The sequence below is a fragment of the Marinobacter mangrovi genome (assembly GCF_016798325.1).
GTDB classification, from domain to species: domain Bacteria; phylum Pseudomonadota; class Gammaproteobacteria; order Pseudomonadales; family Oleiphilaceae; genus Marinobacter_A; species Marinobacter_A mangrovi.
The window spans coordinates 476,891-488,610 of record NZ_JAERVO010000003.1 but is presented as its reverse complement, the minus strand read 5'-3'; the positions used below and the strand labels follow the sequence as shown (position 1 = coordinate 488,610).

Annotated in this window: 10 protein-coding genes; 5 read left to right on the top strand and 5 right to left on the bottom strand. The window is 56.8% G+C overall.

Annotated elements, in window-relative coordinates; translation table 11 throughout:
- Nucleotides 1-35: 35 nt before the first annotated feature.
- Together JL474_RS11890 and JL474_RS11885 are read right to left on the bottom strand one after the other, a co-directional pair.
- Nucleotides 36-1,970 (bottom strand): flotillin family protein, encoded by a 1,935-nt coding sequence (locus JL474_RS11890; protein ID WP_203142222.1) that lies wholly within the window; start codon nt 1,968-1,970, stop codon nt 36-38.
- 32 nt (nt 1,971-2,002) lie between these two features.
- Nucleotides 2,003-2,629, bottom strand: a complete 627-nt coding sequence (locus JL474_RS11885) for a hypothetical protein (protein WP_203142221.1) — start codon at nt 2,627-2,629, stop codon at nt 2,003-2,005.
- A gap of 247 nt (nt 2,630-2,876) precedes the next feature.
- Here JL474_RS11885 and JL474_RS11880 point away from each other — a divergent pair, with 247 nt between their 5' ends.
- The 4 genes from JL474_RS11880 to JL474_RS11865 all read left to right on the top strand — a co-directional run bounded on the left by JL474_RS11880 (nt 2,877) and on the right by JL474_RS11865 (nt 8,431).
- Nucleotides 2,877-3,281, top strand: coding sequence for a YjfI family protein (locus JL474_RS11880; protein WP_203142220.1), 405 nt, complete (start codon nt 2,877-2,879; stop codon nt 3,279-3,281).
- A 15-nt stretch (nt 3,282-3,296) separates the two neighbouring features.
- A complete protein-coding gene (locus tag JL474_RS11875; protein WP_203142219.1) occupies nt 3,297-3,986 on the top strand; it encodes a PspA/IM30 family protein in 690 nt (229 codons plus the stop codon).
- Between the two features lie 63 nt (nt 3,987-4,049).
- Nucleotides 4,050-4,382: a protein kinase family protein gene (locus JL474_RS11870; RefSeq protein WP_203142218.1), complete on the top strand. Its 333-nt coding sequence runs from the start codon at nt 4,050-4,052 to the stop codon at nt 4,380-4,382.
- Between the two features lie 206 nt (nt 4,383-4,588).
- Nucleotides 4,589-8,431 carry an ankyrin repeat domain-containing protein gene (locus tag JL474_RS11865; protein WP_203142216.1) on the top strand — a complete coding sequence of 1,281 codons (3,843 nt, stop codon included), beginning with the start codon at nt 4,589-4,591 and terminating at the stop codon, nt 8,429-8,431.
- Nucleotides 8,432-8,565: 134 nt separating this feature from the next.
- Here JL474_RS11865 and JL474_RS11860 read toward each other — a convergent pair whose 3' ends face one another.
- Nucleotides 8,566-9,006 carry a lysozyme inhibitor LprI family protein gene (locus JL474_RS11860; RefSeq protein WP_203142215.1) on the bottom strand — a complete coding sequence of 147 codons (441 nt, stop codon included), beginning with the start codon at nt 9,004-9,006 and terminating at the stop codon, nt 8,566-8,568.
- Between the two features lie 370 nt (nt 9,007-9,376).
- On the opposite strand from JL474_RS11860, the gene JL474_RS11855 reads away from it, so the two are divergent.
- The gene (locus JL474_RS11855; protein WP_203142214.1) at nt 9,377-10,543 is read left to right on the top strand and encodes a glutathionylspermidine synthase family protein; all 1,167 of its coding nucleotides are present in this window, start codon (nt 9,377-9,379) and stop codon (nt 10,541-10,543) included.
- On the opposite strand, the gene JL474_RS11850 is transcribed toward JL474_RS11855, so the two are convergent.
- The gene (locus tag JL474_RS11850; protein ID WP_203142213.1) at nt 10,533-11,390 is read right to left on the bottom strand and encodes a hypothetical protein; all 858 of its coding nucleotides are present in this window, start codon (nt 11,388-11,390) and stop codon (nt 10,533-10,535) included. The genes JL474_RS11855 and JL474_RS11850 overlap by 11 nt on opposite strands.
- A gap of 13 nt (nt 11,391-11,403) precedes the next feature.
- Nucleotides 11,404-11,715, bottom strand: coding sequence for a hypothetical protein (locus tag JL474_RS11845; RefSeq protein ID WP_203142212.1), 312 nt, complete (start codon nt 11,713-11,715; stop codon nt 11,404-11,406).
- Nucleotides 11,716-11,720 lie beyond the last annotated feature (5 nt).

Below are 11,720 nucleotides of genomic sequence, written 5' to 3'. Positions count from 1 at the left end.
GTCAGACAGGCCGGCACACGGGTCCGAGGCGTGGATCAGGCGTTTTCGGTGGAATTCGACTTGCCGTTCAGGGCACGGTCGGAAATTCCCGCCAGAGCGGCCTGTAGTGCCGGTGACTTGTCCAGAACCCCTTGTACGGTCTTGCCATAGCCCAGGCCCTTGGCGAATTTCTCGAAGATGTCGCCATCGCCACCGATCATCTCGAACTTGGCGTCCTTCAGGGCCGCCGACATCACCTTGCCATTCTCCAGCATGCCGATGCGCTGCGCTTCGATCGTGGCCATGGTTTCTTTTTCGTGGACCTCGAGGTTCATGCGGAACTGCTCGAAGTGGCGAGCCTCTTCGGACATGTTGTCGTAGGCCTTGAGCTTCTCAACCAGACCATTGGCCTCGGCGCGGGCCATGGCTTCGCGCGCCTGGGCCTTGGCCAGCCCCATCTTCTCTTCGCCTTGGGCTTCAGTATCCAGGCGATGATCCAGTACGCGGACCTCGGCCATGCCAGCCTCTTCGTCAGCCTTGGCGGTCGCGGTTTTGACTTCCGCCTGGGCCAAGCCTTCAGCCCGCTGAGCTGTCGCACGGGCCTCCATGACCTGAGCCTGGGCAAGACCGTCGGCGGCTGCCAGTGCCTGCCGACCACGGGCCGACTTCTCGTCCGCAGCGGCTTTCTTCTCCGCCGAATCCAGATCCGACTGAGCGCGTATCACGACTTCGTCAGCTTCCAGCTTAGCCCGCTCATAGGCGGCTTCTGCAGCTTTGACCTCTTTGAGCTTGTTCTCTTCGGCATCCGCTTCCGCCGCAATCACGCTCTGCACTTTCAGGCGCTCAGCCTCGGAACGGTTACGAACATCCTTGATGTTCTCTTCTTCCTCAGCCACACCGCGCTCAACCGCAATGCGTTCGCTGGTAATGACCGCAATCTCCTTACGCTCTTCCTCCAGCGATTTCTCCATACCGATGCGCTCGATTTCCACCGCGCGTTCGCGGTTCACGTCCTCCAGTTCACGCGCCTGCTGGATACGGACCTCTTCAATCTGCACCGCACGCTCACGCGCCTTGACGGCCATTTCGGTCTGGCGACGCTTGTTCTCTTCGGCAATCTCGACTTCTTCGTCGGTTTTGATCCGTGCGGCCTCAGCTTTAGCACGCTCCTGTTGACGCACCTGCTCCGTCTCGGAAGCCTCACGGGCTTTCAGGGTTTCAATCTCGCGCTGCTGGCGAGCCTCGGCATCCGCCTGGGTACGCTCCAGTTCCAGCGACGCTTCCCGGGCCGATACATTCTTCCGCTGGATCTCAAGCTGCTGATCCCGCTCCAAGCGATTGGTTTCCACATTATGCATCGCCGTAATTTCGGTGATCCGGCGAATGCCTTCGGAATCCAGGATATTGTTCGGATCCAGCGCGCTCTTCGGCGTTTGCTCCAGGTAGTCGATGGCCACGTCTTCCAGGATATAGCCGTTAAGATCCTCGCCAATGGTCTCGACGATGGCATCCCGAAACCGCTGCCGCTCCTCAAAGAGCTGCATGAATTCCATCTTCTTACCGACGGTTTTTAATGCTTCGCTGAACTTCGCGTTGAACAGCTCATTGACTGCCGTACGGTCCGAGGCGCGCCCCACTCCCACCGATTTGGCAACCCGGAGGACATCTTCCGCTGTCTCATTCACCCGCAGGTAGAAGGCAACGGTGATGTCCGCTCGCAGGTTGTCCTTACAAATCAGGCCTTCATTGCCGGTCCGGTTCAGCTCCAACGTAATCACGGAAATTTTCATGGTTTCCGAGCGGTGGATGACTGGCAGCACCATCGCGCCGGTAAAGTACACCTTCGGTGTGGCGGACAGGTCGTTGACGATTAGCGCCTCTCCCTGATCCACCTTTCGATAGAACGCCTTGAACAGCGTCAAAATCGCCAGTAGCACGACCACCAGTATCCCGGCAGATACCAGCACCGGCATGATCCAAGACAAGTCCATATCCACGATTCTCTCCTGAGTTGCTGGGCAAGTTAACCGGCGTCGCCGGTTTGAAAATCAACCTCTGGGACCACCCAGTAGGCTTGCTGGTCAGGCAGGTATTCCACCAGAACCGCACGTTCGCGACGACCGAATCGAGCATCGCTTCGAATCTGAAGAATGAGGTGGGCGCCATCACGAACGACTTCAGCACGCCCTCGCCCCTTTTTCGAATTGAAGGCCAGGACCACGCAGGGTGCTCCAACCAGCTGCTTTTGCTGTGGGCGGCGATAAGCCCGTCGAAACAGAGGTCGCAGGGGGCGGACGAGCACGGCCGTAATCAGGAGGCTGATCACCAGGGCAATAGAAATGACGATCACACCGAACAGGATGTGCGGCCAACCATCACCAACGACCGGCCCGAGGAACAGGTCACAGAAATAGGTAAACAACCAGCAGACGAGAAACAACACGGTCAGAACAAGTGGCAGGGGGACGCCCTGAAGTCCCAGAGTAACCATCAGCCCCCCCAGGTCGACCGAACCATCAACATCCGCGTCGACCGTATCGATATCGAGCAACCCCACCATCGAAATAAGCCAGTAGGCGACCGCCACAATCAGAAGAACAGTAAAAATCGCAGTCGGGAAGGAAAAAGTGATTGAAAGAAAGGCTTCCATGTTTTCTTGGCGTCCCTGGCTCTGGCGACGACAGCTTCGCTCCTTCCTGAAGCGGTCGCGACACACAAACACGACATAATCTGTCACGGTGGAGACGTTATACCGCAACAAAATATTTTATTGCAAGAAATTAATTTTAAGGTATAGACTCAGCTTTGTGACATTTTATGTCATTCAGTTACAACCGCGATTTGGCATGCTTCAGCCGGAGCCGCAGTTGTACGAGCCACGGAAAAAGGAGCTTAATGTGGACACCCAATCCCTCATTCTTGCCCTGGGCGAAGCCTCCCATGCGGGGCGGACTTTCAACGTCATGCTCGTTGCCGGGGAAGAGCCCGTGCTGCAAATTGTCGTTTCCGGTGCTGAAGAGACACCTGTCTACCTCACAATCACCGACACCCAGATACTGTGCCTTGTCTACCTCTTCGAAGAGCGTGAAATTCGCAGTGGCCAGCTGGCCGACCTGCACGAGAACATGCTGCGACTGAGCGTGCCCATGCCCCTCAGCTCTCTCGGCAAGGTCGACCAGCACTACGTCGTTTACGGCGCGCTGACACCAACCTCGAGTGAAGCCGAGGTGATGCAGGAGTTGGTCACCCTCGCCGACAATGCAATTGACCTGTTACAGACATTTGAAGACTTTCTGGACTGATCAGGGGACGATGACATGAAAGCCGTACTCAAGAAATTGCTGACCGCCGTTCGCGGAAGCGTCAACGAAGTGGGCGAGGCTGTTGTGGACAGCCAGGGTAGCCGCATCCTGGAGCAGGAACTGCGAGACGGTGAGCACGAGCTCAAGCAGGCAAAACAGGAACTCGCCGCCCTGATGGCTGAAGCCGCCTCCCTGTCACGTCAGATCGATACGGAACAGACCAACTCCGAAAGACGGGAAGAAGACGCCCGCAAGGCCCTCTCAGCCGGCCAGGAGGCACTTGCACGGGAAGTGGCCGAACGTATCGTCGGCCACGAGCAGCGCAAGCAAGAACTCACTAAAGCCCACAGCCTGCTTAGAGAGCGCATCAACGGTTTGAAAGAACGCGTTAAGCGAGCTGAAAAGCAATTGGGCGAATATCGGCGAGAGCTGCAGGTCGTTAAGACCAATGAGCGGGTGCTTCGGACAACGGCCCAAATCGATACCAACATCAACAGCAACCAATCCTCCCTCAGCACCGCCAAGGAAACGCTTGAACGCATTCGTGAGAGGCAGGCCCGCGAGGAAGACCGGCAATCCGCCCGGAGTCAGCTGGAAAAAGAAATGACTGGCGAAGATCTGGACGAAAAACTGCAGGCCGCCGGGATCGATGGCGGCAACGAAGCTGTCGACAACGTGCTGGCACGTCTGAAGCAATCTCAATAACCTGTTATCGCTCTACTTCTATCCGGCTGCCTCTGCAGCCGGTGCTTTCCCTTCGGAGTCAAGATGAAGAAGCAATCCGACTGGTCGCGTGAATATAAAGCCGTCAGGGCTGTCCAAATGGCCTTTGACCTTTCCAGCGATATCCAGCGGGCCTTCAGGGTTGCTGCCGTCATGCAGGACCTCAACCCGTCGGACATGGTTCGCAAGGTGCTTGGCCTGTCCTACCGCAAAAAACGCGCCAGACCCCGCCTGACCGTTACGCTGCATGAAGACGATTTCGTCGCTTTGGCAGAAAGGTACGACCTGTCTCCGGAAGACCGCGCGGCGATTCGCGAGAGAGTTTCCAAAGAATTGGGCACGTTTGCCAAAACCTTCCTTCCGGATCATGGGGATTAACCCGTCTTCCCGGGCTCAGGATCTTCGGGTAAATTCCCCAACACCTGATCGCGATCCGAGGTTGCTGTCCCTGACAGCACGGCCATGGTTTTGAACGGACGACGCCATCACGAATGGACAGCCAGGTCGGCATCACGCCCGCGCAATGGGGACACATTCCCGGTAACCGAAAAGACGGCTCAATTTGACAAGGATAGTCTGTTTCTATGGGACCAAGTAACTGCCCCTCTTTTTCTTCGATCGGACAGAAACTCGCCGCCAAGAGCAACGCCCTGTTACGACAGGCTCTGCTGCTATCCCTGCTTCTGCAGGGTGCGCCCGCCTCGGCGGAAACGGCCTTATTCACGCTCGCACGCAATGGTGACGTCGAGGGCCTGAAGGCTTTGGTTCATGAGGGACTGCCTCTACCCAAAGTCGGCGCCGATGCCAGTCGGCTGGTCTCCGCAGCCGTCGACTCAGGTCACATTGACGTCCTTGAGTTGTTATCCGAAGAAGGGGTCGCCCTGAACGAGTTCGATGGAACAGGCTGGTCGCCTCTTTTCCATGCCGTCGCCTCGAACAGGACCGATGCCATCCGGTGGTTCCAGGCACAGGGAATGAACCTCAATGCCAGGCCGCCATCGGCTACCCACAGCGTCTTGCAGATTGCAATCAATTATGCCGAACCGGCCACCACCGAGTTACTGCTGACACTCGGCGCCAACCCCCTTGATCATGGAACTGAGGGCACAGCATTTCTGTCAGCCAAAGACAAGCTGCTACACCAGATCAAACTGGTCGAGTACTGGAAGGCCCAAGGCAACTGGACGCCCCCGCCCGTGCTCGGCTTGACAAACTGGCTCGCCTATACGGGGAACCTGTCCCCGCTGACGAATGAGGCGTTGCGCACCAATTTGCAGACGAAGAACTGTAATGCGCTGCACTGGGCGCTCATTGGTAAACAGACCCAAGCCGTCATAAAGCTGCTCTCGCTCAACGTAGACGAAGCCGCGACTCGTTCCTGCCAGGAGTGGTGGACACCACTAAGGCTGGCCGCTCGAGGTAACGACGCTCAGACTGTAAAAGCCCTGCTGGATGCCGGCGCCGAAATAGATGGCACAGTCCTGGCCAACGGCTTTCACCACGGTCAACACGATGCAAATGCCCTTCTGTTGGCTCGCGCCAACCCGCAACAGTCATGGCAGTTCAGAACCTACGATAAAGCCGTCTGGCTGCTTGATGCAGGACAGCCCGACATCGTCAGGGCAGCCATTCAGCGCGGCTACTTCGATCCGTCCGAGGTTGCTCGTGCGGCCGTCAACAGCCATCACCTAAAGTTATTGGATTGGCTTCACGCCCAAGGTGTTCCCTTATCCAAATTTTTTAAGTACGCCGCGGATGCCGGCAACCAAGAGGCTGGCGAGTGGGCCATCCAGCAGGGTCTATCCGTTTCCGAAACCGGCGAATACGGAACCACTCCCTTTGAAGAGGCCGCGCAGGAAGGCAACGTTGAACTGGCCAAGCAGGTTTGGCCCGGCAAGGAAATCGCATCACGACATGCCGCTGTTCTGAAGGCCGCTGCGGAAATGCCAGCCTGGAACCAGACAACGCTGGACTTGGCGAAATCCTACGGAGCAAAGAAAGATCCGCTACTGTGTGCAGCCCTTTTTGCAGGTAATACGTCTCTGGCTGTGGATCTTCTTGAATTGGGAGCCAACGTGAACACCCCCCTCTGCTCGGCTCCCGCCCTAGCGATCACTCATTCTAATCCAGATCTTCTGAAAACAATGATCGAGGCCGGCGCCCCCCTGGCCCCGGGCGGTTACAGCCTGCTTGCCAAGGCTGTCGAAAAGGGGGATTCCGAGGTTGCCAGGATCCTACTTGAGAACGGAGCCCTCCCGGAAGGCGGTCCCCGGGATTATGAGAGCCCCCTGTCGACTGCGGTGGAACATGCCGATATTCGCACGGTCCGGCTGCTGTTAAAGCATGGAGCGTCGCCCTCCAGAATCGGCCATTCGGCGGACCGCTCACCTCTACTCATCTCGGAAAGAGAGGATTTCCAGTTTATACACGATGTTCTTGCCTCGGCATCGGGGACATCGGCTGATAACAACGGAACGCAACCGTCCCTTAAAAGGGACAGTGAGACCAAGTCAGGCGCTATGCGATTTCGAGCGGCAGCCGCCCAAGGCGACCTCAATCAAGTTCAGTCATTCATCGGTGATCCTGTTTCGCTGGATTCCACCGATGAGCTTGGCAATACCGCGTTGATGCTCGCTGCCAAGCATCAGAAAGACCCGGTTGTTGGTGCGCTGCTCAAGGCCGGTGCAGATCCGACCCTGACAAACAACAATGGCGAGACGGCGGCTCATATTGCGCTTCGTGCGGGTGATGCCGAGATCGCCTCTAAACTCGTGGTACCTGCGATCATAAAAAAGGCGGACAGTCGGGGACGGCAGATCATTCATCTCGCCGCAGCCTATGGAACACCGCAGCTGCTCGACAAAGTGATCGACATGGGCGCAAACACAGACGCAAAAGATGCGTCAGGAAAAACCGCTCTCGACATTGCGCTTCACACCAATGACAACAATGCACTGGCTTTGATTCAGCGGGGCATACACCCCCCGATACGGGCGGGCCTGCTAAGCGAGCTGTACAGGCTGGACGGCGTGAAAGCCTATCTTTCAGAGCATCGCCAGGCGGTTAGCCAGAGAAACCTGAATCAGGACCCCGTCATGGGTATGCTCGTTGCTGCCCTCGCCACCCACGACCAATCCCGTTTAGAGACCCTGATCGGGCAGAACCTGGACCTCAACAAGGGCTATATGAATCAGGGACTCCTATCCATCGCCGATCAGTACAACAACCTGAAAGCCATGCGCACGCTGCTCGAGGCCGATGTGGAGGTCAAGGTAGACGATGATCTATTCAATGGCGTGGAACCCGTTTCTGTGGCCCTACGCAATGGCGACACGGCCCTGGCCGATCGGTTGATTGACTCGATCGGCTGGTGGGATCGTGATGACTACCTGGAGGAGCACATCGAGGGCATTGCAGCTGACGCACCGGCCCTCTGGCTGGCAGGGGTGATCGACGACCTGGACATCAACGATCGTGGGCTTTTGGGAGACACCCTCCTGCACAGAGCCATCAAAGCCAACACGGATGGCACGCTGATCCAACTACTGCTCGATGCAGGCACAGACCTGGATACGACCAACAACGATGGCAAGACACCGGCAGATCTCGCTCTCGAAAACGACGCAGCGTCGACGCCGTTTGCCGTCAGAAAAGCATTGGCGCAGCTGCTCCTGAAGAGTGGCAAGATCGTCAACCCCGTCGTTGCTGGGGTCCTGGAGGGAAGCCTGCCAACGGATACCACGCCTGAAAAGATCAATGCCACCGATGAAAACACTCAAATGAGCGCGGTGGAGGCTGCGATCCTATCCGATAACGATCCAGCACTGCGGTTCCTGCTCGACCATGATGCCCGGGTCAGCAACCGAGCATTGTTTATTGCGGTGTCATCAGGCAATACAGACCGCTTCAAATCACTCCAGGGACATCTGCTCGATATTAATCCCAGAAACGCCAAAGGCCGCACTCCCCTGATGGTGGCTGTCATGAGTGGCGACGCCACCATGGCACGTGCGTTGTTGGCACAAGGCGCCTGGGTAGATGTTTATGATGAGGATCATTCAAGTCCTCTGTACATGGCAGTCAAAAACAACGACGAGGATATGGTGGATGTACTACTCAATGCCGGTGCTGACCCGAGTGGCGTCAGTGCACACATGAAAGCCCATACCATCCTGACTGCGGCAACTTATGCCGGAGTCCGCGTTTTAGAACGACTTCTGGATGCGGGCGCCTCGTTGGACTATACATGGGTGGACAGGAACTTGATCAAGTCGGCCTATGTGGGTGAAAACCGGGCCATCACCCATTACCTCGAGAACCATAAAGAATGGCCCGGATTTTCCCGATCGCCTTACCTTGATCGCGCCTTGTCTCAAAATAATGAGCGAGTCGTTCGCTGGCTGCTGGACAAAGGAGTCACCTTCTAGAAGCGAGAAGCGCGCAGAATCGCTGAGCATCTAGCTCGGGAGAGACTGGCCCACGGCGACCGGCCTTTCCTGTTCCATTGAACACCCGTCGCCGGTCCGTGTGCCCTCCCAACAACCGGCGCCCACAGATCAGCTCAACCAACGAACACGGTTTTGAAGTATTCGATTCGCTCAAGGATCATCTCGAGCTTACATTGCTCGATCTGCACGGTTTGCCAGGGGGACGAGGTCGTTATACCCCCGCGAAATTCGCATTCGGCGTCCTTGAATTTAAGCCAGGCTCGCTGGGCCGCACGAAATGGCTCTTCGTATTCCACGCCGGAAACGTGTGCCTGCTCGAACGCCTCTTCGGCCCTTATTCGCTTCAACGCCGCCTGGTAAGTTCGATTGAGCTCCCTGTCCGCCACTTCGATTTTCTTGCTCACACACATAGCGCCGGCCATGGCGCCTCCATTGGTGACCTTGCAGGGGTCCTGCTCTTGGGCAGACAGGCCCGTTGGAATGAGAATGGCAAGGAATGCCGCGGCAAACGGATTAACAGCGAGACTCATAGGTCGCTGGATGAAGAATGACATACCACCTCACCTGAACTGAACGGGCCGGGCACCGGAGCCCGACGAGCATTGATTTCCAAACATCTGGATTCAAACATCATAGGACAGGCGAACAACTGGGTATGGAAAAACCGGAAGACGGGTAAGCCAGAGCGGCATAGGTGATTCCGAGCGTATGCCCAGAGCCGCCTGCTGTCGTTCATCATGCATCCTCTCCCTGAAGAAGCCTGGAACCCTGCCATTGAAGGCGGATAGTCTATCGAGACGCGTCCATTTTATACAGTCCGTGTCGTCCGTATTTCAGTTCAGCCGCAGAACCGGTAAAGTTTTGCAATCGTCCGGCATTACCGGATCGGACAACCTCGTTGAAGCCCTCCAGGAAAGGAACATCGTGCAACGCAACAGGATGCAACCTCGCCATAATTGGTGTTCACGGGCCAAGGAGCTCGGATTCCATTTCCATACGATAGACGGCGAACCCTATTGGGACGAATCCGCCTGCTACCGCTTCACCCTGCAGCAGATTGAACGGGATATCGAAGACCCAACCGCCGAGATTCATGGCATGTGCCTGGAACTGGTCGATGAGGTCGTCAAAAGCGATAGGCTCATGAGAAAGCTTGCCCTGCCGGAAGCCCACTGGGATCTGATCCGAACCAGCTGGCGCGATGGCGAACCCAGTCTCTACGGCCGGATCGACCTGGCCTATGACGGCGTTAATCCAGCCAAGCTCTACGAATACAACGCCGACACGCCAACATCGCTTTATGAAACCGGCTTTTTCCAGTGGATCTGGCTGGAAGAGTGTAAATCCCTGGGGCAGTTGCCACCTGAAGCGGATCAATTCAACAGCCTGCAGGAAGCCCTGATTGAGCGGTTAGCTTATCTTGGAGTCGCGGGAAAGCCCTTGCACATTGCCTGCACACGCGGACATGACGAAGACCGGGGAACCATTTCGTACCTGGCCGATTTGGCGACCCAGGCCGGGCTTTCGCCGGTGGAGCTCTATATGGACGATATCGGCCTGTCCGGTGCCGGACGCTTCGTTGACTTGGAGGACAAACCGATCGATCAGCTGTTCAAGCTGTACCCTTGGGAATGGATCTGGGAAGAGGCATTCGCGACATCGATCGCCACGGCGGGCACCCAGTTCATAGAGCCGCCCTGGAAAGCGATTCTCTCCAATAAAGGCATCCTTCCCTTGTTATGGGAGCGCCATCGCGGGCATCCGAATCTCCTGCCCGCCTGGTTCACCACAGACGAGATGGGCACCCGCCAGCAAGCAACACGATGGGTGAGAAAGCCCTTCTTTTCCCGGGAAGGTGCCAACATACAGGTGGAAACACCCCAGGGCGTGGAGACTTCCGTCGAGGGCCCCTACGATTCGGGACCGCACATTTTTCAAGCGTGGCACCCACCCACACAGTTTGCCGGCCATTTTACGCTGATTGGAAGCTGGCTCGTTGGCAGGGACGCCGTTGGTATGAGCATCCGCGAGGACGATACAGCCATTACCCGCGACAGTTCACGCTTTGTGCCACACTGTATTATCGGGTGACCCCTTCGGTTTCCGGAAGCCGGGAAAGCGCCGACGCCAACCCGGTTTCCAACCAGTAAGCCACCAGGCGTGAGAGGCCCCAACCCACCAGCAGGGACAGGTTGGCGAGCAAATACCCCACGAATTGACCCGTTGCGAACAGGCCCGGCAAAAGAAAAAGCTGAAGGAAGCCAATAGCCCACCAACCGCCGCCGTCGCCAAAAAGATCTGTAAACTGCTGCTTTAACGTTCTTGGTTTCCACCGCGAAGCCTTCGCAGCCAGATCCTCTTCCGTCATGACGGACAGCACCGCCGTGCCAATCGATGAATGATGATCAAGGGAGTTGGCGGTCACGTCGTCGTTGATTTCGGTTCCCGTCATGGCTCCCACCTCTTCCTGGCTAGGCAAGGCAGAATACGTACTGGAGTTGAGGTGCCAGAGTGTTCGCTCCCTGACATTAAACCTATAGACATGGGCGTAGATACCTGTCCATCGGGTCCATAGAACGAGCCCGAACCAGATGACGGCCATGACGGCGAGGGACAACAACAGGTTACCGACAGGCAGTATGGAGGCCCACAACAGGTAATTGAACGCGATGATCATCGAGGCAATGATGGGACAGGCCAGCAGTATCCAATAGTAGCTTGCGAAGCACTTTCCCAGGTACCAATATTCGCCAGTTTCCGGCGCATGGGCAAAGTACGCCATCTTTTTCGCTTGCTCTTTCGCAATATCCCGGACGTTTGCCCGTTGATCTTCCGCCTTTATCTCGACCGGACGCTGATCGACGATGATCAAATTGTCGGGCGGAACCTGGCGTGCCGACCGCGCCTTCGACCCCGAACCGGATGCCTTCCCATCCATGAGGCTGCCTCCTTCATTTGAGTCTGACAAAGCGAACCTCCATGGACGCGTCCTTCAGGAGTGTTTCATCGAGATATTGCCGTTCCGGCGCCCCAGCGGGCAGTGCAACGATAGCGTGGTGGCCACTGGGGTTCGAGAAATGTTCCAGCAAAAGCGTTGTGATCGGTGCTCGCTCTTTATCTTCGTAGCGCTGCCAGCGAAGCTTGGCAATACCTTGAGCGACAGGGGGCAACGGAAGTTCAGAGAAGGCCTTGCGAAACGCATACATACCCGCCATACCGCCGCTTTCAACCAACATGTCGCCGGATGACATCAACGCGGTCAATCGAT